The sequence below is a fragment of the Lelliottia wanjuensis genome (assembly GCF_030238365.1).
GTDB classification, from domain to species: Bacteria; Pseudomonadota; Gammaproteobacteria; order Enterobacterales; family Enterobacteriaceae; genus Enterobacter; species Enterobacter wanjuensis.
In genome coordinates, this window is record NZ_JASSOT010000079.1 from 114,973 (window position 1) to 136,209 (window position 21,237).

Consider the following 21,237-nt stretch of genomic DNA (forward strand, 5'->3'; position numbering starts at 1 on the left):
AATGAATAATTTTAACCTGCACACCCCAACCCGCATTCTGTTTGGCAAAGACGCCATCGCCGATCTGCGCGACCAGATCCCAGCTGGCGCCCGTGTACTGATCACCTACGGCGGCGGCAGCGTCAAGAAAACCGGCGTTCTGGACCAGGTTTACAGCGCGCTGGAAGGCGTGGACGTGCGTGAGTTCGGCGGCATTGAGCCAAACCCGTCTTACGAAACGCTGATGAACGCGGTCAAAATCGCCCGCGATGAGAAGATTACCTTCCTGCTGGCGGTCGGCGGCGGTTCGGTTCTCGACGGCACGAAATTTATCGCCGCAGCCGCACACTATGCTGATGGCGTGGATCCGTGGGAAATCCTGCAAACCGGCGGGAGCAAAATCACCAGCGCGATCCCGATGGGTTCCGTGCTGACCCTGCCAGCGACCGGTTCTGAATCCAACAAAGGCGCGGTCATCTCGCGCAAAACCACCGGTGACAAACAGGCGTTCATGAACGAACACGTTCAGCCGGTGTTTGCGGTTCTCGACCCGGTTTACACCTACACCCTGCCGCCGCGTCAGGTGGCGAACGGCGTGGTGGATGCCTTTGTTCACACCGTTGAGCAGTACGTGACTTACCCGGTGAACGGCAAAATTCAGGATCGTTTCGCGGAAGGCATTCTGCTGACCCTGGTCGAAGATGGCCCGAAAGCGCTGCAAGAGCCGGAAAACTACGACGTGCGTGCCAACGTGATGTGGGCCGCGACTCAGGCGCTGAACGGTCTGATTGGCGCAGGCGTGCCGCAGGACTGGGCCACCCACATGCTGGGCCACGAGCTGACGGCGATGCACGGTCTGGATCACGCCCAGACGCTGGCGGTGGTTCTGCCTGCGTTGTGGAATGAAAAACGCGATACCAAACGTGAAAAACTGCTGCAATACGGCGAGCGCGTCTGGAATATCACTTCCGGTTCTGACGACGAGCGTATCGACGCGGCTATCGCGGCGACCCGCAACTTCTTCGAATCGCTGGGCGTGCCAACTCGCTTGTCTGGTTACGGACTTGACGGCAGCTCCATCCCTGCCCTGCTGGCTAAACTCGAAGAGCACGGTATGACGCAACTGGGCGAAAAACACGACATTACGCTGGACGTCAGCCGTCGCATTTACGAAGCGGCCCGCTAAGCGTTTTTGTCATCCCGCCTTTCGTTTTTTGACATTTCGTCCAGACTTAATGCACACCACATCACCGGGGACACCCCCGGTGATGAGCAAATGGAGGAGGAAAAATGGCAAACCAAACCCTAATCAAGCTTCAGGACGGCAACGTCATGCCCCAGCTGGGGCTCGGCGTCTGGAAAGCCGGCAATGACGAGGTCGTTTCCGCCATTCACAAAGCACTGGAAGTCGGCTATCGGTCTATCGATACCGCCGCCGCATACAAAAATGAAGACGGCGTGGGCAAAGCCTTGTCCAGCGCTGACATCTCTCGCGATGAGTTATTCATCACCACCAAACTGTGGAACGATGACCAGAAACGCCCGCGCGAAGCCCTGCTGGAAAGCCTGGAAAAACTCCAGCTCGATTTCGTCGATCTCTATCTGATGCACTGGCCCGTTCCGGCCATCGATCACTACGTTGAGGCCTGGAAAGGGCTGATCGACCTGCAACAAGAGGGGCTGGTGAAGAGCATCGGCGTCTGTAATTTCCAGATCCATCATCTGCAGCGTCTGATTGATGAAACGGGCGTCGCGCCGGTAATTAATCAGATTGAGCTGCACCCGTTGATGCAGCAGCGCCAGCTGCACTCGTGGAACGCCACCCACAAAATTCAGACCGAATCCTGGAGCCCGCTGGCCCAGGGCGGCGAAGGCGTGTTCGATCAGAAAATCATTCGGGATCTTGCTGAGAAGTACGGCAAAACTGCCGCGCAGATCGTCATTCGCTGGCACCTGGACAGCGGCCTGGTGGTGATCCCGAAATCGGTTACTCCGTCGCGCATTGCCGAGAACTTCGACGTCTGGGATTTCCGTCTGGATAAAGAGGAGTTGAGCGAGATAGCGAAGCTGGATCAGGGCAAGCGGTTGGGGCCGGATCCGGATCAGTTCGGAGGTTAACGCAGTCAAAAAAGCCGGGTGGCGGCTTCGCCTTACCCGGCCTACAAAATCTATAGAATCGTAGGCCCGGTAAGCGCAGCGCCACCGGGCAACACAGGCTTAACGCCCCGCCACTTTTCCGCGTTTTTTGTTCGCCGCAGGCGTCTGACGCTGATGCGCCACCGGCGTATGCTTGGTCAATGCCGGGCGCGTATGGCGGTTCTGACGACGTGCTTCACGCATCTCATCCAGCGTTGGCGCAGGCACCAGGCACTCGCGGCGCGAACCAATTAGATGCTTTTTGCCCATATCTTCCAGCGCCTGACGGATTAGCGGCCAGTTCGCTGGGTCGTGATAGCGCAGCAGGGCTTTATGCAGACGGCGCTGTTTGTCGCCCTTCGGCACCACCACATCTTCACTCTTATAGCCAATCTTACTCAGCGGGTTCTTGCCGGTGTAATACATGGTCGTCGAGTTCGCGAGCGGCGACGGATAGAAGTTCTGCACCTGGTCGAGGCGGAAACGGCGCTGCTTCAGCCACAGGGCCAGATTCACCATGTCCTCATCGCGCGTACCGGGGTGCGCGGAGATGAAGTACGGGATCAGGTACTGCTCTTTACCCGCCTGTTTGGAATAGGTATCAAACAGCTCTTTGAATCGGTCGTAGCTGCCCATGCCCGGCTTCATCATCTTCGACAGCGGGCCCTCTTCCGTGTGCTCAGGGGCGATCTTCAGATAACCACCGACATGGTGGGTCGCCAGCTCTTTGATGTAACGCGGATCTTCCACGGCGATGTCGTAACGCACGCCGGAGGCGATCAGGATCTTCTTGATGCCTTTCAGATCGCGGGCGCGGCGGTAGAGGTTGATCGTCGGCTCGTGGTTGGTGTCCATATGCTGACAGATGTCAGGATAGACACACGACAGACGGCGGCAGGTTTGCTCCGCGCGCGGGGATTTGCAGCGCAGCATATACATGTTGGCCGTTGGACCACCGAGATCGGAGATCACGCCGGTAAAGCCCGGAACCGAGTCGCGAATGGCTTCGATCTCGTTAACGATCGAATCTTCCGAACGGCTCTGGATAATGCGCCCTTCATGCTCGGTGATCGAACAGAACGAACACCCGCCGAAGCAGCCGCGCATGATGTTGATCGAGAAGCGGATCATCTCGTACGCCGGAATGCGGCTGTTGCCATACGCCGGGTGCGGAATACGTTTGTACGGCAGGGCAAAAACGCTGTCCATCTCTTCGGTGGAGAGCGGGATCGCCGGCGGGTTGACCCAGATATAGCGCTCGCCGTGCTTCTGCATCAGCGCACGCGCGCAGCCAGGGTTGGTTTCGTGGTGCAGAATGCGTGACGCGTGGGCGTAAAGTACTTTGTCCGCTTTCACTTTCTCGAAGGAAGGCAGCAGCACGTAGGTTTTTTCCCAGGGTTTTGGACGCGGGGGCTGCACGACAACGGCTTTGGCTTCGGCCTTCTTCGGTTCGACCGGTTTATTGTCGGCACACGGCAGATCTTCGCCGTACGGATGTGGGATCGGGTCGATTTTGCCCGGCATATCGATGATGCGGGAATCCACTCCGCTCCAGCCCGGCAGCGCCTCTTTCACCATGATCGCGGTATTACGCACGTCGCGGATATTGCCCACCGGTTCGCCCTGGGCCAGACGGTGCGCCACTTCCACCAGCGGGCGCTCGCCGTTGCCGAAAATAAGCATATCGGCTTTGGAATCCACCAGCACCGAACGGCGCACGGTATCAGACCAGTAATCGTAGTGCGCGGTACGGCGCAGGCTCGCTTCGATGCCACCCAGGATGACCGGCACGTCTTTCCATGCTTCTTTGCAACGCTGGGTGTAAACCAAAGTGGCGCGATCCGGGCGCTTGCCCGCGACGTTATCGGCGGTGTAAGCATCGTCGTGACGCAGTTTGCGATCGGCGGTGTAGCGGTTGATCATCGAGTCCATGTTTCCGGCGGTGACGCCGAAGAACAGGTTCGGTTTGCCGAGGCTCATGAACGCCTCTTTGCTGTTCCAGTCCGGCTGGGAGATGATCCCCACGCGGAAGCCCTGCGCCTCCAGCATACGGCCACAGATGGCCATGCCGAAGCTCGGGTGATCGACGTAGGCATCGCCTGTCACCAGAATAATGTCGCAGCTGTCCCAGCCCAGTTGGTCCATCTCTTCGCGGGACATCGGCAGGAATGGCGCCGGTCCAAAGCAGGCCGCCCAGTACTGGGGCCAGGAGAAGAGGTCTCGATCCGGCTGGATCAGGGATATTGCGCTCATAATGCTTCCGAAGAAAAAATAAACAAAGGGCGGGGATTATACGCTGGATTTATACGTGAAATGAAGGGTATTGTGCGGGGTTTTGCCCTCACCCCAGCCCTCTCCCACGGGGAGAGGGTGTATAAGTCCCCTCTCCCTTTGGGAGAGGGTTAGGGTGAGGGGGAAATCACACCAGCGGATTCACCAGCAGCTGCCCCACCGAACCGCGATCCGCCATCTCCAGCGTCTGGCTATGGAACAGGAACGGGAAGTGCGGCCACGAAGGCTGTCCGTAGTAGACCAGCAGTTCGACCTGCCCGTCGACCCAGACCGTATCTTTCCAGCCCCTGTCTTCCGGGAACGGCATCGCACCGTTGACGTTGCGGATCAGGAAGCTCACCCCTTCGATGTGGAACGCCTGCGGCATTTCCGCGCGCACGGTCCAGCGTTCCCAGGAGCCCTGCTGGGCGGTGATATCAATGCGGTTCACATCCCACAGCGCGCCGTTGATGCCCGGGTCGTCGCCGAGACTGATGTCGCGGCTGCGCACCGGCGTTCCGCTCATGATCTCGTCCGGCAGTAAACGCATCGGCAGGCTGTCCGTCACCAGCGGCAACAGACCGGTCGGGCGCAGGGTTAACACCAGCGTTGAGACCAGAATGCTCGACGGCTCGAAGAAGCCGCGAATACGGTCGACGATGCTCGCCGCCTCGCCGCAGGTAATCGACACTTCATCCCCGTTGGTCATATCCACGAGGATTTCACGCCGTTCGCCCGGGGCCAGCGCCAGTTGTTTGACGGAAACCGGCGCTGGTAAAAAGCCCTGATCGCCGGAGATCACATGCAGCGCGCGGCCATCGCTCATCTGCAGCTGATAGCGACGCGAGTTGGAGGCGTTCAGCAGACGCAGACGCACCCAGCCGCGGGACACTTCGACGTAAGGGCTTTGCGCGCCGTTGACCATCAGCGTATCGCCGACAAAACCGCCGCTGCCCGGCTCGCTGTACTCTGGCGAGCCAAAGTTATCGAGGCGTTTGTCCTGAATAATGACCGGGAAATCATCGACGCCGTAATGGTTCGGGATCGGCAGCGATTTACTCACTTCGTCTTCCACCAGCCACATTCCCGCCAGACCGTTATAGACCTGCTGCGCGGTGCGGTTTGGCGTATTGGCGTGATACCACAAGGTCGCGGCACTCTGGCGAATCGGCAGCACCGGCGCCCAGTCGGCGCTCGGGGTCATCATACGCGCCGCGCCGCCCATCAGCGGGCCTGGCACCTGCAAACCGCTGATGGTCATGGCGACGTTTTCCGCCAGGCGGTTGCTGTAGATCAGCTTCACGTCATCCCCGCTCCAGACGCGGATCGTCGGCCCAAGATAGCGGCCATTCACGCCCCAGATCGACGCGCGCGTGCCCTGGGTAAAGCTCCAGTGGCTGCGCTGCATGGTCAGGAACAGCGGTTGCCCGCGACGGGACTCCAGTAACGGCGGAATGGGCAGCGGCTGTTGCTGCCCGGCGGCGTTGGCTGTCAGCGGAACCGCGCCAGCACAAAGGGCGATTCCTGAAGCCTGAATAAACTGACGCCGACTGAGTGACATATTTGCTCCATGTGAAACGACGATAAAACCCGGGAATTCATTTCCCTGTAACTCCGGCTTAGATCTTGCCGGAGGCTTCTCTCTCTGCGACTTCTTTGTCGAGCACTTCGATTTGACGCGCCATCAGCTCGCGGCAATGGGCAGCCAGTTCACGAACCTGGTCTTTACCGTATTTGCTGGTGTCGACCGGCGGCAGCATTTCCACAATCACCAGCCCGTTTTTCAGGCGGTTAAGATTAATCTTATTCGAAGTATTGGAAACACACACAGGAATAATCGGAACGCCTGCTGCAATTGCGGCGTGAAACGCGCCAGTTTTAAACGGCAGCAGACCGCGACCACGGCTGCGCGTCCCTTCCGGGAACATCCAGATAGAGATTTTGCGTTTCTTAAAGTGATTCACCACTTCAGCGATGGTGCTGTGCGCTTTAGCGCGGTTGTTACGGTCGATCAGCAGGTTGCCGGTGAGCCAGTAGAGCAGGCCGAAGAACGGCACCCACAGCAGGCTTTTTTTACCGACGGTGACCGTCGGCGGCAGCACGATGTTCGCGGCGGTGACCATATCGTAGTTGTTCTGATGATTGGCGATATAGATAGCGTTGCCGAAGTTTTCCGCGCCTTCCGGCAGGCGGGTTTCGACCTTCAGGCCATACATCGGTGCCAGTCGGCCAAACATACGACCAAAAGTGGAAACATGCTTCGGGTTACGCGGGCTGAACAGGCAGTAAATGCAGCCGAACACGCAGACCAGAATGCAGTAGATAACGGTGAGAATTGAACGAACAATGAATAGCATAGCGACCTCAGAAGCCCTGACCGCTGACAATTATATACTCCAATGTCAGTCAGGTAAGGACTTTATATAAAGACGGAAAATTTTTAGCGAGAACCCCCTCCGGAACGGAGGGGGAGAGGCGACATTACTCTTCGCTATCGCCCGATTTCGCGCGCAGTGGTGATTCGATCTCCACGCGGTCAATACGCTGCAGACCGCGCATCAGCGAGCCGCGACGACCGCGCTCACCCACCACTTTCTGCAACTCTTCCGGACGCAGTTTGATCTTACGTTTGCCGACATGAATGGTCAGCGTGCTTTGCGGCGGCAGAATAAAGAGATGCGCCAGCCCGTCTTCGCCTTTCGCCGCTTCCGCCGACGGAATGTTGATGATCTTGTTGCCCTTGCCTTTCGACAGCTGCGGCAGGTCGCTGACCGGGAACATCAGCATGCGTCCGGCATGGGTGATCGCCAGCAGCATGTCGCTGTCGTTCTCAATCACCATCGGCGGCATCACGTGCGCGTTATCCGGGAGGCTGATCATCGCTTTACCCGCGCGGTTGCGGGCAATCAGATCGTTGAAGGTACAGATGAAACCGTACCCGGCGTCGGAGGCCATCAGCAGTTTCTGCTCTTCGCCTTCCATCAGCATATGATCCACGGTCGCACCCGGCGGCAGCGTCAGCTTGCCGGTGATCGGCTCGCCCTGTCCGCGCGCCGACGGCAGCGTGATCGGGTCGATGGCGTAGCTGCGTCCGGTGGAATCGAGGAACACCACCGGCTGGTTGCTCTTGCCCTTCACCGCCGATTTGAAGCTATCGCCGGATTTGTAGCTCAGGCCCGGCGCGTCGATATCGTGGCCTTTGGCGCTACGCACCCAGCCGCTTTGGGACAGCACGATCGTCACCGGTTCAGACGGCTGCATGTCGTGCTCGTTCATCGCTTTCGCTTCTTCGCGCTCGTGCAGCGGTGAGCGACGGTCGTCGCCGAACGCTTCTGCATCCGCCTGCAGCTCTTTCTTCAGCAGGTTACTCATCTTGCGCTCGGACGCCAGAATCGCCTGCAGCTGATCGCGCTCTTTCGCCAGCTCGTCCTGCTCGCCGCGAATTTTCACCTCTTCCAGTTTGGCGAGGTGGCGCAATTTCAGTTCAAGGATCGCTTCAGCCTGGGTTTCGCTGATGCCAAAACGCGACATCAGAGCCGGCTTCGGTTCGTCCTCGGAGCGGATAATCTCAATGACTTCGTCGATATTGAGGAACGCCACCAGCAAACCTTCGAGGATATGCAGGCGCTTGAGGACTTTTTCCAGACGATAGTTCAGACGGCGGCGCACCGTATCGCGACGGAACGCCAGCCACTCGGTCAGGATCTCCAGCAGGTTTTTCACCGACGGACGACCATCCAGACCGATCATGTTCAGGTTGATGCGGTAGCTTTTTTCCAGATCGGTGGTGGCGAACAGGTGGTTCATCACCTGGTCCATATCCACGCGGTTCGAGCGCGGGACAATCACCAGACGCGTCGGATTTTCGTGGTCCGATTCGTCGCGCAGGTCGTCGACCATCGGCAGCTTTTTGTTGCGCATCTGGGAGGCGATCTGCTCCAGCACTTTCGCGCCGGACACCTGGTGCGGCAGCGCGGTAATGACCACGGCCCCGTCTTCTTTATTCCACACCGCGCGCATACGCACGGAGCCGCGACCGTTCTGGTAGATTTTGCGGATTTCGGCGCGGGAGGTGATGATCTCCGCTTCGGTCGGATAGTCCGGCCCCTGCACGATATCCAGCAGTTCATCCAGCGTGGTTTTCGGCTGTTCAATCAGGGTAATCGCGGCTTTTGCCACTTCGCGCAGGTTGTGCGGCGGAATATCCGTCGCCATGCCCACGGCGATACCGGTGGTGCCGTTCAGCAGGATATTCGGCAGGCGGGCAGGCAGCATTTTCGGCTCCTGCATGGTGCCGTCGAAGTTTGGCACCCAGTCCACCGTGCCCTGGCCGAGTTCGCCGAGCAGCAGTTCTGCGTATTTAGAGAGGCGGGATTCGGTATAACGCATCGCCGCGAAGGATTTCGGATCGTCCGGTGCCCCCCAGTTTCCCTGGCCGTCGACCAGCGGATAACGGTAGGAGAACGGCTGCGCCATTAATACCATCGCTTCGTAGCAGGCGCTGTCGCCGTGCGGATGGTATTTACCGAGCACATCACCCACGGTACGGGCGGATTTTTTGAATTTGGCGCTGGCGCTCAGGCCCAGCTCAGACATCGCGTAAACGATGCGACGCTGAACCGGTTTCAGGCCATCGCCGATAAACGGCAGTGCCCTGTCCATGATGACGTACATGGAATAGTTCAGATAGGCGTTTTCAGTGAATTCATGTAGCGCGAGGCGCTCTGCCATATCGCTCATTAAATGTCATTCCTCAACTCAGAAACCTGTGGGTTTCAGGCAATATTGCCGCAGATACTACCCTATCTGACGAGTTGAGTCACAAAGAAAAAGGGCCGCGGAATCGGCCCTTTTCATCATTATTTGCTCAGTTTGATGACTTGTTTCACGTCGATTTCAAACTCGTTCCACTCTTTATCGACCTTACCCTGGATCTCCACTTTGTCCTGCGGGCTGATGGTCTGTCCGTTCCAGCGTTTGTGGTCAATTTCCACATTCACCGTGCCGGTGGTATCGCGGAACAGATAGCGGTCATCGGACAGGCGCTCGGTGATGTTCCCGCGCAGTTTGACCCAGCTGTCGTCCTTCTGATCTTTCACTTTGGCCGCGGTGGTCAGGTTGGCGTCGTTATCGACAAAACCGCCCTGCTGGGTCTGGGTTTGTGCCGGTGTGGCGGACGGGCCGTTGAATCCGCCCTCTGCTGCAAATACCGGGGCCGTGGTCATCATCATGATTGCCGTAATGGCTGCGAATTTTTTCATCGTTTTCTCTCCCTTTAATGTGGTGTCGAATGCCATTAAACAGGGTAAACCTTAACGACTTCTTAAGGGGAAAATATAAATTTTATTGCTGTACAGCATGATGTCACAGAGGGTTTACTGCACTTATCTCGCGGCATCAAGGAGGGAACATGCGCATTTTACTGGTAGAAGACGACCGGCTGATTGGTGACGGCATCAAAGCGGGCTTAACGAAAATGGGCTTTAGCGTGGACTGGTTCACCGACGGAGCCACCGGGAAAGCGGCTATTTATACCGCGCCTTTCGATGCGGTGGTGCTCGACCTGACGCTGCCGGGCATGGACGGCCTCGACATCCTGCGCGAATGGCGCGAAAACGGGCGCAGCGAGCCGGTGCTGATCCTCACCGCGCGCGATGCTCTCGATCAGCGCGTCGAAGGTTTGCGGCTCGGCGCGGACGACTATCTGTGCAAGCCCTTTGCCCTGATCGAAGTGGCGGCGCGCCTCGAAGCGCTGGTGCGGCGCAGCCACGGCAAAACCCGCAGCGAACTGCGCCACGGCCCGGTCACGCTCGACCCGGTCAGTCTGGTCGCGACTCTCAACGGCGAAACGCTGGTCCTCAAACCAAAAGAGTTCGCCCTGCTGGAGCTGCTGATGCGCAACGCAGGCCGTGTTCTGCCGCGCAAACTGATCGAAGAGAAGCTTTATACCTGGGACGACGACGTCTCCAGCAACGCCGTCGAAGTCCACGTCCACCATTTACGCCGCAAGCTCGGCAGCCATTTTATCCGCACCGTGCACGGCATCGGTTATACCCTGGGTGACGCATGAAACTGACTCAACGCCTGAGCCTGAAGCTGCGCCTGACGCTGCTCTTTCTGGTGCTGTCCCTCGGAGCATGGCTGGCGGCCAGCGTCGTCGCCTGGCAGCAGACCACCCACAAACTCGATAAGCTGTTCGATACCCAGCAGATGCTGTTCGCCAAACGGCTGATGACCATGGATCTCGACGAACTCAACGCGCCGGTGCGCATGAGCGATGTGCCGAAAAAAGCCAAACACGGCCACCTGGATGACGACGCGCTGGCGTTTGCCATCTACTCCGCCGACGGGAAAATGCTGCTCAACGACGGCGAAAATGGCCGGGATATTCCCTATCACTATCGCCGCGACGGTTTTACGGACGGACGGCTAAAGGACGATAACGACGAATGGCGATTCCTGTGGCTGAGCGCGCCGAACGGCAAATACCGGATTGTGGTCGGCCAGGAGTGGGAGTATCGCCAGGAGATGGCGCTGGACATTGTCACCTCACAGCTCACCCCGTGGCTGGTGGCGCTCCCGCTGATGCTGCTCTTGCTGATTGTGTTACTCGCCCGCGAACTGCGTCCGCTGAAAAATCTTGCCCGGACGTTGCGCCAGCGGTCACCGGATGCAACCGATCAGCTTGCGACCGACGGGCTACCGACGGAAGTGCGCCCGCTGCTCGACGCCCTGAATCATCTGTTTACCCGCACCCAGGAGATGATGACCCGTGAGCGGCGCTTTACCTCCGATGCCGCCCACGAACTGCGCAGCCCGCTGGCCGCTCTGAAGGTGCAGACCGAAGTGGCGCAGCTGTCGCTCGACGACCCGCAGGCGCAGGAAAAAGCCCTCAAACAGCTGCACGCGGGGATCGACCGCGCCTCGCGGCTGGTGGATCAGCTCCTCACCCTGTCACGGCTTGATTCGCTGGAAAATCTCGATGATATCCAGCCGATCGCGCTGGCGGATCTGCTGCAATCGGCGGTGATGGACAGTTACCATCCGGCGCAGCAGGCGGGCATCGAACTGCGTCTGAACATCCAGGCGCCTGAGGTGGTGTGCTCCGGGCAGCCGCTGCTGCTGAGCCTGCTGGTGCGCAATCTTCTGGATAATGCCGTGCGCTACAGCCCGCGCGGAAGCGTGGTAGATGTCACCCTGGAAGCCAACCGTTTTATCGTGCGCGACAACGGGCCGGGAATTTCTGCCGCCGATTTGGCGCGCATCGGCGAGCGTTTTTATCGTCCACCGGGCCAGGAACAGACCGGCAGCGGGCTGGGGTTATCCATCGTCAAACGTATCGCCACCCTGCACGGGATGCGGGTCACCCTTGCCAATGCGCGCGAGGGCGGGTTTGAGGCGACGGCGAGCTGGTAGTCGGATTATTGCCCTATGAGCAAAAGACTTTGCACATTTTGCTCATTTTTCTGCACCGTTATTACGGGTAACATGACTGCCAAACTCGCCAGTCTGAGGACAAATAATGAGCAACATTCTGATTATCAACGGTGCGAAAAAATTCGCCCACTCCAACGGCCAACTGAATGACACCCTGACCGAGGTCGCGGATGGTTTCCTGCGCGACGCCGGGCATGATGTTAAGGTCGTGCGCGCCGATAGCGATTACGACATTCAGGCCGAAGTGCAGAACTTCCTGTGGGCCGACGTGATTGTCTGGCAGATGCCTGGCTGGTGGATGGGCGCGCCTTGGACCGTGAAAAAGTACATGGACGATGTCTTCACCGAGGGTCACGGTTCTCTGTATGCCAGCGATGGCCGCACCCGCTCCGACGCGTCCAAAAAATACGGTTCCGGCGGTCTGCTGCACGGTAAAAAATACATGCTCTCCCTGACCTGGAACGCCCCGCTGGATGCGTTCACCGATGAAGATCAGTTCTTCCACGGCGTCGGCGTAGACGGTGCTTACCTGCCGTTCCACAAAGCCAACCAGTTCCTGGCGCTGGAGCCACTCCCGACCTTTATCGTCAACGACGTGATTAAAATGCCGGACGTGCCGCGCTATATCGCAGAATATCGCAAGCATCTGGCTGAGATTTTTGCTTAACTGGTAGCCTGGAATTAGAAGGAGTTAATCATGTCTATGCTTACTGTTATTGCTGAAATCCGTACGCGTCCAGGTCAACATCACCGTCAGGCGGTGCTGGATGAATTTGCGAAGATTATCCCGACCGTGCTGAAAGAAGAAGGCTGCCACGGCTATGCGCCGATGGTCGACACCGCCGCTGGCGTGAGCTTCCAGACCACCGCGCCCGATTCGATCATCATGGTTGAACTGTGGGAAACCGTGGCACACCTGGAAGCGCATCTGCAAACCGCGCACATGAAAGCGTGGAGCGAAGCGGTGAAAGGGAACGTTCTGGAAACGCATATCCGTATTCTGGAGCAAGGGGTTTAAGTTCTGTGGACGTTGCCGGGTGGCACTGCGTTTACCCGGCCTACAAAACCCAACCCTAACCCGTAGGCCCGGTAAGCGCAGCGCCACCGGGCTTTTTTATTACCAGTACAACTTCCAGCTCTGCGTAAACCGCACCAGCGCCTCAACGTAGAAATAATCCCCCCAGCTCGCACACTCATCCACCCCTTTGTTGCTCGCCAGGTGGTAAACCGAGTGCTTCAGCAGCCCGTTGCCCTTCTCCTCTTTGCCCATCAGATAGTGACGGGTCAACGACGACATCATCCCTTTCGCCCACTCCAGATAACGCTCGCGATCCGGATCGGTCACCGGGAGATGCTTCACCAGCTCCAGCAAGCCGCACACCGCAATCGCCGCCGACGATGAATCGCGCAGCGCATCGGTGCCCACCAGCGCCAGATCCCAGTGGCAGACGTAATCCTCCGGCAGTCGATTGAGGAAGTAGTTCGCCAGCCGCTTCGACAGGGCAATCATCGTCTCGTCGCCGGTGTAGATGTAGCTCAGCAGGAAGCCGTAAATCCCCCACGCCTGGCCGCGTGACCAGCAGGAGTCGTCCGCATAGCCCTGCTGCGTATTACCGTAGCGCGGCGCGCCGGTTTTCACGTCCATATAGTAGGTATGGAACGTCGAGGCATCCTCGCGAATCAGGTACGTCGCCGCCTGCATCACGTGCGCTTTAGCCGCCTCAGCAAAGCGCGGATCGCCGGTCTGCTCCGTCGCCCAGTAGAGCAGCGGCAGGTTCATGTTGCAGTCGATGATCATCCGCCCGGCCTGTTCCGGGTCGGAGAGATCGCCCCAGGCCTGAATGATTTTCGCCTTCTCATGGAAGCGCTCAAGCAGCGCTTCGGCGGCCAGCAGCGAGAAACCGCGCGCCTCGCGATTGCCCGTCAGACGCCAGGCCGCCACGCACGACAGGGTATACAGAAAGCCTAAATCGTGGGTATTGGTGTCGTGGCGCCCGGCGATGCGCAGGCCAAACGAGCGCACATTTTTCTCGGCCATCGCGCGGAATTTCTCCTCGCCGCTCATCTCCCACGCCAGCCACAGCTGCCCGGTCCAGAAGCTGGTGGTCCACTCGACGTTGTCCGTCAGGGGGTAAAAACCCTCCTCACAGGTTTCCGCCGGGAATTTTTCGCCGAACTCCGTTAAATGACGGCTAATCAGTTCGAGGACATGATCCCGCGCCGAGCTTAATTCATCCCTGAACACGCGCGCATCCACGGGTGCAGGAATAGCGGACAGGCGTTCCTCTGCGATACGATTTAACATATTTCGGTTCCTTCTTTGACAGCAAAAATTAGCGTGATGGGTGTTGTTCTGCGACGTTAATCGCCTGCGCGCCGCGCCATTTGCTCTGGCAGGCGGATAAGGTAAAGGCAGAAATAAGCGTAAAGGTCAGCGCCGTGGCACCCATGATGATATAGGTCTGCTCGAAACCGATGCGGTCATACATATATCCGGCCGGTGAAGAGACCACCACGTTGCCGACATACAGCATCGCCTGATAGCCTAATAAATACATGGTGGCGTTCACGCGTTTATCGAAATGCTCGGCGATATATTTAAAGACCGATACCAGCAGGAGACAGATTTCCAGACCGTATAGTGGTTTGAGAATCGAAATTAACAGGTGCGAATCGCACATCCCGGAAATAATCAGGCGCGCACTGACCACTAATCCGACGATTAATAACCCGCGTTTGGCACCAATAAAGTTCACGAACAGCGGGATCACCATATACATCAGGAATTCCATCCCAGACTGCACGGTGCCCAGATAACCAAACACCGCGTTGCCCTGATGCACATCGTCGAAGAAGGTGACGAAGTAGCGCGAGAACTGCTGCTCGGCGATAAACATCATCCACGCCACACCCGCGACATACAGGCAGAAGGCCCAAAATTTGCCGTTACGCAGCAGCGCGTAGACGTCCGACGGCGCGATCTTCTCTTTGGTGAGCACCTCGCCCGCATGGACGGAGTTAGTGTTCACTTTCAGGTTCAGCAGGACAATTAGCATGATGACCGACGCCACGCTGCCCATGATGAAGTTGTAGGCCGGAGAGAGGTTAAACAGCAGCCCGGAGAACGACGACGCCACCGCCCAGCCGAGCGATCCCCACATACGGATCTGGCCGAACTCCATGCCGTTCAGGCGGCTAAAGCGGTCGGAATAGGATTCGCACGCCGCCACGCCCGCATACCAGGCGAAGCTTAAATAGAGCGCGCCGATAATAATCCCCAGCATCGTGTTGGACATGAGTAACGGCTGATAGACATAAATAAAGAACGGAGCCATCAGGGCGGACATCGCCACCACAAAATAGAGCAGATATTTGCTCATGCCGATTTTATCGAGAATATAGCCATAAATCGGTTTCAGAATAACGGAGAACACGCCGTTCACCGCAAATACGGTGCCAATCACCGAACCGCTCAGATTCGCTTTTTGGCCGAGCCAGATCGCCAGCAGGCCAATACTGGCCGACCAGGTAAAGAAATAGAGAAAAATAAAGGTACTGATTTTGTAATATTCGGTTTTATTCGTTGAGCTGATTTTCATAGAATCCTCGCCAACTTGTAGGGTCCAGAGTGTTTATATAAAGAACGACAACTGACGTTCGCTTCCCGGCTCGTGGATCACGACCTGGTTATTGTTGATTTGTAGCCGCGGCGTGACCGCGTAGTTTTTCTGTTCTCCACAGGCTGTGACGGCGCAACAGAGCCAGCTCTCTCCGACCGGGATTTCCGTGGTGAGCACAGGAATCGACGCGCACTGGGCAAACATCACGCTGCTGTTCGGGGGCGTAACAATGCTGTCGGGCTGGCGCGCCATCGCGGGTGAGAGATCGACAATCACGCTGCTGCCATTTTCCGCATTCAAAACAGACCCGCGCCCCTGCAGGCGATGTTCTGCTTTGATCACCGCGAAGCCGCCCTCCACCGTTTGCAATTTGCGTGCACTATCAATGCGATGCAGACGCAAATGCCACTCGCCGAACGGCACCAGCCAGGTATCGATATGCACGTCGTGCCACGGCGACCAGCGGGAGAAAATGAAGTTTTCATCAATGCGCACCTCTTCGCAGTCGCGACGACCGCGGAAGTAGTTATCGCCATCACTGAGCAGCAGCATGGAATCGCAGGCGGCGTGTTTGATGCCGTAGCGCCCGCGCTCAATGGTGAAACCAAAGCGGCTGGAGTAGGCAAATTTGGTGTATTTCGCCTCGGTGTTGACGTAGTTATTCAGCTCCAGCTGCCCGGCGGTGAGCAGGGTGACGTGCTGAGAATCATCGGCGTGGATCAGGATCTGCTGCGCGTTGGGGATCAGGTGTTTTTCCGCGCGTTTCGGCAACGGCTGTTCCTCTGCCTGCCAGAACGGGTGATCCTCTTTCAGCGCCAGGATCAGGTAAGTTTTCAGCGCCCAGTACGGCGATCCAGGGGAGTTGTAGTCCTCGCACATCGCCAGATTCGGATAGGCAAAACCGAGGGTCAGAATACCGTCGCGATCGAGGATCGGCTGCTGCTGCCACCAGCGCAGATGGCGCAGAATCACGCCCTTCACAATGCCAGGCGTGAACACATCCAGCTCAGAAAACGCCACCGCGCTCCAGAAAGCGACCATCGCAAAACGGTAGGTCAGGCTGCGCCCGAACGGGATCGAGGCCCCGTCGGCGGCGGACAGGTAAATGAAATCGTCAGCAAACTGGCGCGCGCGCGCTTTCAGCACCGCCGCCCTCGCCTCGTCACCGCTCAGGGTGGCGTAGATCAGGCCGTAGAAGTGGAACGCCATTGAGATGTAATAGTCTTTCGGGCGGCCCACGCCGTCGGAATACCAGCCGTCGCCGAGGTAGTAGGCGTCCATCAGCGCAAAGCGGCGATCGATGGCGGACTGGTCAAACGGCAGTCCGGCTCGTTTAAAACCGAGCTGGACCATAATGGCAAAATAGTTCCAGTTGCTGTCCGGCATCTGGGCATCGGTTATCTGATTCAGCCACGTATGCAGGTTCTGCACCTCGCGCTCGCTGAACAGATCCGTGAGCCGGTTTTGCAGCAGCGCCAGCCCGAGGCCGTAGGCCGCCATCTCCACCAGACGCTGATCGTAAGGCGCGGTTTCGCCCCAGTAGCCCGCGCTTTGCGGGTCGGTGCCCCGTTTGATGGCGGTGATGTATTTCTCGCTGTAGCGCGTGCTGTCGCCAGACGCCAGCAGCGGGAACAGGCCCCACAGGGCGCGCGACAGCCCCTCCATTTCGGCAATATCCGTCGCGTAGTGCGCGCAGGTACCACCCAGCGAAATACGTGAACTGCCCGGTGCAAACTGCTTATCCAGCGCGCCTAACAGGGAATTTAGCTCCGCCACCACATCCTGACGGGAAGACAATGGATTTGATGTTTCTTTATTTGCCGCCCACATACGCTCATCCTCGTAATCATCTGCGGCAAAGAATAGTGAATCCATAACCCTCAGAAATGTTAGCCGTGTCACAGGGAAGAGAGATGAATAAACCCGAAGTTGAGAAAATTTAAAAAGGTGGTTTATAACGAGAAGGAGACGGGGAAAAGTTGAGTTTTATTGCACTATGCGCGACACGCCAAAATCCGACTATCTGGAGTTGATCACCCTCAACGACACCATCGTGTCGTTCAGCCGCCTGTTCGCCAATACCGTGCGCTATCATCACTGGCATCAGTGTCTGGAAATTCTGTACGTCGAAGAGGGATTTGGCGTGGCGATCGTCGATAACCGTCACTACACCATGCGTCCCGGGCGGATGTTTTTCTTCCCGCCGTTTACCCTGCATAAAGTGATGGTGGATGAACAGGCTGAGGCGATTTATCGCCGCACCATTATCCATCTCGATCACCGAGCGCTGCTGAAAGTGCTGCGCGATTTTCCGCAGGCGCAGCAGCGGCTACAAAAACTGTCGCGACGCGGCGGACCCGCGTGGGTGGCCGACGTGGCGCAAAGTCAGATCCATATTAATCATCTGCTCAACTGCTATCAGCCGCCGATGAACAGCGAAAGTATCGCCAGCCTGCTGATTGGGCTGTTTGCCATGCTGCCGGACGACAGCGACGGCGCGCCGGGGAGCAGTCACGGGATCGCCAGCCAGGTGATGTTCTGGCTGGATGAGAACTATCAGGTCAAATTTAGCCTCGACGCGCTGGCGCTTGAGCTGGGTAAATCCCGCAGCTATGTGTCGCGTAAATTCCACGCGGAGACGGGCGAGAAAATTCACGATTACCTGAATACGCTGCGACTGCGAAAGGCCTGTGAGTGCCTGTTGCACAGTGACGAGAGCGTGCGGGATATCGGTGCGCGGGTCGGATTTTCGGATGTGACGTATTTTATCAGCGCGTTTAAGAAGGGGATCGGCGAGACGCCGCTGCAGTATCGGAAGAACCATTCGGGGGGTTGAGGTTGGGTGCGGTCTGGTGCCCTCACCCCGTCCCTCTCCCACGGGGAGAGGGTTAGGGTGAGGGGGAAATGTTATGCACTTTTCTTCCCCGGCTTTAATCCGCGGTGAAACTCGTTGATACGCTTCATGGACTTGATCGTACGCTGCGGCGCGGTGGAAGCCACGGATAACACAATCATCTCCAGACACAGCATCACCGTGCCGTGCAGCGGGATTTTGCCCTTCTCGTTCCCGCGCGGAACGTGGATCACCACGCTCGCCTCTTTGCTGAACCGCGAATCGACGGCATTGGTCAGCAGAATGGTCGGTATACCTAAACGCCGAGCTTCGCGCAGAGTGGTCTGCCCTTCCCGGTGCGCGGATTTTTGCGCCATCATCACCAGCACATCCCCGCGCTGGAGGTCGATAAGCTGCTCGGCGAGGTTAATCCCGGTACGGTTTAGCGCCGTGGCGGGCAGGCCGATGCGGCTGAACAGTCGGGCGGTGTATTCCGCCAGAATCCCCGAGGCACCGATGCCGAAAATCGCCACCTGCCGCGCCTCGCCCAGCAGCGCCACCGCCTGCGCCAGGGCGTAGCGATTGGCGGGTTCAGACAGCACTTCGCAGGTGTGCTGATGCCCCTCCAGAACAAAATCGATGCTCGAATTAACGTCGCTGGTCAGCGCCTTCACGGTGGTGGTGATCTTCTCGCTGGAACTCAGCGTCGGGCCAAACCAGTGCTCCAGCGTCTGTTTCAGATCGCGCAGTCCGGCAAAGCCCAGCGCCTGAATGGCGCGCACCACGGTGGCATCGGAGGTTTTCAGCGTGGCGGCGATCTCCATCGCCGTTTGCTCCATCACCGCTTCACGGTTGTCGTTGATGTAGCTGGCGACCAGCAGCAGGCGTGGCGTCAGCTGATGCCCACGGGCGCGAAAACGCTCGCCATACACGTCCACTCGCGATTTGTCTTTTCGGATCATTTCGCCTCCGGTAGCGGACGACCAGCGATCTGTGACTGGATCTGCGCGGCCATTAACCCCAGCGAGGCGAAGGAGTTGGAGATCGCCTCTTCGCGTGAAATCAGCACGTAATGCCCGGTGCGGCAGGCGTTGAGGAACTGGCACCAGCCGGGCATCACGGCATCCATCGCCGCCAGCTCGTCCTGCGGTTTACCGCCCGTGTCGCCGCGCCAGGTGGCAAACACGAAATCCGCATCCAGTTCCGGCAGGCGTTCGGCGCTGACGTCAATGCGCCCGCCCTCGGGAATGCTCTCGACCAGCGGCGGGAAAGTAAACCCGGCGTCACGCAGCACGCGGCCCAGGGAGTGATAGCTGTGCATGACGGTGATTTTGCCCTGATTGGCCTGGATCACTGAGACGCTGATTTTCTTCGTCTCGATCGTCGCTTTTAGCGCGCTGATCTGATCATGATAGCGACGCTCAAGGAGCTTGAGCCGTTCCTGGGTTCCGGTCAGCTGCGCCAGTTTACGGTAGATTTCCGGCGCACCGCCGTCGAGGTGATCGATGCTCACCGTCGGCGCGATTTTCTCCAGCTGCGCTACCGGCGTATTGCGGGTCGGCTCGGTGATGATCAGATCCGGTTTGGCGGCGGCGATGGCTTCGATATCAATATCCGCCGTGCCGATAAACTGAATCGACGAATTGTCGAAATCCACGCCCGTCAGCAGCCCGCCGGAGCGAATAAAATGGCTGCCATCCGGACGCGTGCGCCCGTGGCTGGCCACCGGCGGCACGCCGAGTTCGATCAGCGGAATAGTGATGTCGAGATCGTGCAGCGACACGATGCGTTTCGGGTGCAGGGGCACCGTCACCGTGCGCCCCAAATCATCCGTAAACGTCTGAACCGGTTCGGCTGCGCTCGCGGAAAACCCCGCCAGCAGCAGCATCAATAACATGACGCGCATACCCTTCCCCTTTTAAAACCTGTCCCGGCGCGCCCAGAGCAACACCAGGAAAAATGGCCCGCCAATCAGCGAGATAACAATGCCCGCGGGCAGTTGCAGCGGCAGAAACGCCAGTCGGCCGATGTTGTCTGCCAGCAGAACCAGCAGCGCACCCAGCGCCGCACTGCCCACCAGCAGCGTGGTCTGGCCGCCGCGCAGCAGAAAACGCGCCATGTGCGGGGCGATCAAACCAACAAATCCAATACTCCCCACGCAAGAGACGCAGGCCGCCGTCAGCAGCACCGGGGCCAGCACGCGCAGCAGCGCCAGACGCGAGATGCGCACGCCGAGCCCGGTGGCAGTGTGGTTGCCGAGCAGGGCAACATCCGCCGCACGGGCCGTGAACAGCAGCAAAGCAAACGCGGGCAGCGCCCAGCCCGCCGCCACGCTCACCAGCGTCCAGTTTGCAGCATGCAGGCTTCCCGCCAGCCATAGCAGCGCGGTCTGCACGTCGCGCACGTCTGCGGTGGTCATGAACACGCCCATCCCGGCGGCGAAGGCCCAGGAGACGCCAATCCCAATCAGGATGAAACGCGGACGGGAGATATCACGGGCGAGAAGCACCACCAGCAGCGCGGTCAGCAAGCCGCCCGCCATTCCCACCACCGGACGCCAGAGCACTGACAGCGCCGGGAACTGGAATATCAGCAGCAGCACCGCCACGCTACAGCCCTCTTTCACCCCGATAAGACCGGGATCGGCCAGCCCGTTGCGAGTGATGGACTGCATCGCCGCCCCGGCCATGCCGAGCATCGCCCCGCAGAGCAGCGCCATCAGCAGGCGCGGCAGACGGATCTCCTGCACGATGTAACGCGCGTCGGCGCTCAGGACCTCGGGATAAAACAGGGCGCGCGCCACGTCGGACGTGGGGATCGGCAGCGTGCCGTGGGTCAAGCCCAGCACCAGCAGCGCAGCGATCAGTGCCATGAGTCCTGCCAGCCAGGCCAAGGCCTTGGGGCGAATCAATGTTGAAAACCGGCCCCAACGCAGCGGGCGCAACTCAGCGCGCAGCACGG

18 protein-coding genes are annotated in these 21,237 nt (G+C 58.6%); 7 read left to right on the top strand and 11 right to left on the bottom strand.

The annotated features are described in order from the left end of the window. Nucleotide 1 precedes the first annotated feature (1 nt). Together yqhD and dkgA are read left to right on the top strand one after the other, a co-directional pair. The gene (yqhD, locus tag QQF33_RS24545) at nucleotides 2-1,165 is read left to right on the top strand and encodes an alcohol dehydrogenase (RefSeq protein WP_285148278.1); all 1,164 of its coding nucleotides are present in this window, start codon (nucleotides 2-4) and stop codon (nucleotides 1,163-1,165) included. 104 nt (nucleotides 1,166-1,269) lie between these two features. Further along, a complete protein-coding gene (gene dkgA, locus QQF33_RS24550) occupies nucleotides 1,270-2,097 on the top strand; it encodes a 2,5-didehydrogluconate reductase DkgA (RefSeq protein ID WP_282494310.1) in 828 nt (275 codons plus the stop codon). A gap of 99 nt (nucleotides 2,098-2,196) precedes the next feature. Here the strand turns inward: dkgA and QQF33_RS24555 are convergent, their stop codons facing one another. The 5 genes from QQF33_RS24555 to QQF33_RS24575 all read right to left on the bottom strand — a co-directional run bounded on the left by QQF33_RS24555 (nucleotide 2,197) and on the right by QQF33_RS24575 (nucleotide 9,647). Beyond that, nucleotides 2,197-4,368, bottom strand: a complete 2,172-nt coding sequence (locus QQF33_RS24555) for a YgiQ family radical SAM protein (protein ID WP_282494309.1) — start codon at nucleotides 4,366-4,368, stop codon at nucleotides 2,197-2,199. A gap of 166 nt (nucleotides 4,369-4,534) precedes the next feature. After that, complete coding sequence (gene ftsP, locus QQF33_RS24560; RefSeq protein ID WP_282494308.1) at nucleotides 4,535-5,947, bottom strand: cell division protein FtsP; 1,413 nt, start codon at nucleotides 5,945-5,947, stop codon at nucleotides 4,535-4,537. Nucleotides 5,948-6,005: 58 nt separating this feature from the next. Then, the gene (gene plsC / locus QQF33_RS24565) at nucleotides 6,006-6,743 is read right to left on the bottom strand and encodes a 1-acylglycerol-3-phosphate O-acyltransferase (protein WP_282494307.1); all 738 of its coding nucleotides are present in this window, start codon (nucleotides 6,741-6,743) and stop codon (nucleotides 6,006-6,008) included. A 124-nt stretch (nucleotides 6,744-6,867) separates the two neighbouring features. Further along, nucleotides 6,868-9,126, bottom strand: coding sequence for a DNA topoisomerase IV subunit A (parC, locus tag QQF33_RS24570; RefSeq protein WP_285158775.1), 2,259 nt, complete (start codon nucleotides 9,124-9,126; stop codon nucleotides 6,868-6,870). Nucleotides 9,127-9,245: 119 nt separating this feature from the next. Next, nucleotides 9,246-9,647, bottom strand: a complete 402-nt coding sequence (locus QQF33_RS24575) for a YgiW/YdeI family stress tolerance OB fold protein (RefSeq protein WP_282494305.1) — start codon at nucleotides 9,645-9,647, stop codon at nucleotides 9,246-9,248. Nucleotides 9,648-9,796: 149 nt separating this feature from the next. On the opposite strand from QQF33_RS24575, the gene qseB reads away from it, so the two are divergent. The 4 genes from qseB (at nucleotide 9,797) to QQF33_RS24595 (ending at nucleotide 12,841) form a co-directional block, all read left to right on the top strand. Next, nucleotides 9,797-10,456, top strand: coding sequence for a quorum sensing response regulator transcription factor QseB (qseB, locus tag QQF33_RS24580; RefSeq protein WP_282494304.1), 660 nt, complete (start codon nucleotides 9,797-9,799; stop codon nucleotides 10,454-10,456). Next, nucleotides 10,453-11,802, top strand: a complete 1,350-nt coding sequence (gene qseC / locus QQF33_RS24585; RefSeq protein WP_285158777.1) for a quorum sensing histidine kinase QseC — start codon at nucleotides 10,453-10,455, stop codon at nucleotides 11,800-11,802. Before qseB ends, qseC begins: the two co-directional genes overlap by 4 nt. A gap of 106 nt (nucleotides 11,803-11,908) precedes the next feature. Beyond that, complete coding sequence (locus QQF33_RS24590) at nucleotides 11,909-12,490, top strand: NAD(P)H-dependent oxidoreductase (protein ID WP_103948117.1); 582 nt, start codon at nucleotides 11,909-11,911, stop codon at nucleotides 12,488-12,490. 36 nt (nucleotides 12,491-12,526) lie between these two features. Next, nucleotides 12,527-12,841, top strand: a complete 315-nt coding sequence (locus QQF33_RS24595) for a putative quinol monooxygenase (RefSeq protein ID WP_285148391.1) — start codon at nucleotides 12,527-12,529, stop codon at nucleotides 12,839-12,841. A gap of 99 nt (nucleotides 12,842-12,940) precedes the next feature. Here the strand turns inward: QQF33_RS24595 and QQF33_RS24600 are convergent, their stop codons facing one another. Genes QQF33_RS24600 through QQF33_RS24610 form a run of 3 tightly spaced genes read right to left on the bottom strand, consistent with a single transcriptional unit; the run spans nucleotide 12,941 to nucleotide 17,273 of the window. Next, nucleotides 12,941-14,128, bottom strand: a complete 1,188-nt coding sequence (locus tag QQF33_RS24600; RefSeq protein WP_285158778.1) for a glycoside hydrolase family 88 protein — start codon at nucleotides 14,126-14,128, stop codon at nucleotides 12,941-12,943. 28 nt (nucleotides 14,129-14,156) lie between these two features. Further along, nucleotides 14,157-15,422 (bottom strand): oligosaccharide MFS transporter, encoded by a 1,266-nt coding sequence (locus QQF33_RS24605; RefSeq protein WP_285158779.1) that lies wholly within the window; start codon nucleotides 15,420-15,422, stop codon nucleotides 14,157-14,159. A 33-nt stretch (nucleotides 15,423-15,455) separates the two neighbouring features. Then, on the bottom strand, nucleotides 15,456-17,273 hold the full coding sequence (locus tag QQF33_RS24610) for a DUF2264 domain-containing protein (protein ID WP_285158780.1): 1,818 nt from the start codon (nucleotides 17,271-17,273) through the stop codon (nucleotides 15,456-15,458). 166 nt (nucleotides 17,274-17,439) lie between these two features. Between QQF33_RS24610 and QQF33_RS24615 the strand changes: the two genes are divergently transcribed. Next, on the top strand, nucleotides 17,440-18,279 hold the full coding sequence (locus tag QQF33_RS24615; RefSeq protein ID WP_285158781.1) for a helix-turn-helix transcriptional regulator: 840 nt from the start codon (nucleotides 17,440-17,442) through the stop codon (nucleotides 18,277-18,279). 71 nt (nucleotides 18,280-18,350) lie between these two features. On the opposite strand, the gene QQF33_RS24620 is transcribed toward QQF33_RS24615, so the two are convergent. The 3 genes from QQF33_RS24620 to QQF33_RS24630 are packed head-to-tail and all read right to left on the bottom strand — an operon-like array spanning nucleotide 18,351 to nucleotide 21,232. Next, nucleotides 18,351-19,238: a MurR/RpiR family transcriptional regulator gene (locus QQF33_RS24620; RefSeq protein WP_285143985.1), complete on the bottom strand. Its 888-nt coding sequence runs from the start codon at nucleotides 19,236-19,238 to the stop codon at nucleotides 18,351-18,353. Then, nucleotides 19,235-20,182 (bottom strand): iron-siderophore ABC transporter substrate-binding protein, encoded by a 948-nt coding sequence (locus QQF33_RS24625; RefSeq protein ID WP_285148273.1) that lies wholly within the window; start codon nucleotides 20,180-20,182, stop codon nucleotides 19,235-19,237. The genes QQF33_RS24620 and QQF33_RS24625 overlap by 4 nt, the downstream gene beginning before the upstream one ends. A gap of 12 nt (nucleotides 20,183-20,194) precedes the next feature. Further along, nucleotides 20,195-21,232 carry a FecCD family ABC transporter permease gene (locus tag QQF33_RS24630; protein ID WP_285148388.1) on the bottom strand — a complete coding sequence of 346 codons (1,038 nt, stop codon included), beginning with the start codon at nucleotides 21,230-21,232 and terminating at the stop codon, nucleotides 20,195-20,197. Between the last annotated feature and the right edge of the window lie 5 nt (nucleotides 21,233-21,237).

What these genes read in the sequence shown, in the direction of transcription:
- yqhD (WP_285148278.1), top strand. Translation starts at nt 2, where the DNA reads ATGAATAATTTTAACCTGCACACCCCAACCCGCATTCTGTTTGGCAAA.
- dkgA (WP_282494310.1), top strand. Translation starts at nt 1,270, where the DNA reads ATGGCAAACCAAACCCTAATCAAGCTTCAGGACGGCAACGTCATGCCC.
- QQF33_RS24555 (WP_282494309.1), bottom strand. Translation starts at nt 4,368, where the DNA reads ATGAGCGCAATATCCCTGATCCAGCCGGATCGAGACCTCTTCTCCTGG.
- ftsP (WP_282494308.1), bottom strand. Translation starts at nt 5,947, where the DNA reads ATGTCACTCAGTCGGCGTCAGTTTATTCAGGCTTCAGGAATCGCCCTT.
- plsC (WP_282494307.1), bottom strand. Translation starts at nt 6,743, where the DNA reads ATGCTATTCATTGTTCGTTCAATTCTCACCGTTATCTACTGCATTCTG.
- parC (WP_285158775.1), bottom strand. Translation starts at nt 9,126, where the DNA reads ATGAGCGATATGGCAGAGCGCCTCGCGCTACATGAATTCACTGAAAAC.
- QQF33_RS24575 (WP_282494305.1), bottom strand. Translation starts at nt 9,647, where the DNA reads ATGAAAAAATTCGCAGCCATTACGGCAATCATGATGATGACCACGGCC.
- qseB (WP_282494304.1), top strand. Translation starts at nt 9,797, where the DNA reads ATGCGCATTTTACTGGTAGAAGACGACCGGCTGATTGGTGACGGCATC.
- qseC (WP_285158777.1), top strand. Translation starts at nt 10,453, where the DNA reads ATGAAACTGACTCAACGCCTGAGCCTGAAGCTGCGCCTGACGCTGCTC.
- QQF33_RS24590 (WP_103948117.1), top strand. Translation starts at nt 11,909, where the DNA reads ATGAGCAACATTCTGATTATCAACGGTGCGAAAAAATTCGCCCACTCC.
- QQF33_RS24595 (WP_285148391.1), top strand. Translation starts at nt 12,527, where the DNA reads ATGCTTACTGTTATTGCTGAAATCCGTACGCGTCCAGGTCAACATCAC.
- QQF33_RS24600 (WP_285158778.1), bottom strand. Translation starts at nt 14,128, where the DNA reads ATGTTAAATCGTATCGCAGAGGAACGCCTGTCCGCTATTCCTGCACCC.
- QQF33_RS24605 (WP_285158779.1), bottom strand. Translation starts at nt 15,422, where the DNA reads ATGAAAATCAGCTCAACGAATAAAACCGAATATTACAAAATCAGTACC.
- QQF33_RS24610 (WP_285158780.1), bottom strand. Translation starts at nt 17,273, where the DNA reads ATGTGGGCGGCAAATAAAGAAACATCAAATCCATTGTCTTCCCGTCAG.
- QQF33_RS24615 (WP_285158781.1), top strand. Translation starts at nt 17,440, where the DNA reads ATGCGCGACACGCCAAAATCCGACTATCTGGAGTTGATCACCCTCAAC.
- QQF33_RS24620 (WP_285143985.1), bottom strand. Translation starts at nt 19,238, where the DNA reads ATGATCCGAAAAGACAAATCGCGAGTGGACGTGTATGGCGAGCGTTTT.
- QQF33_RS24625 (WP_285148273.1), bottom strand. Translation starts at nt 20,182, where the DNA reads ATGCGCGTCATGTTATTGATGCTGCTGCTGGCGGGGTTTTCCGCGAGC.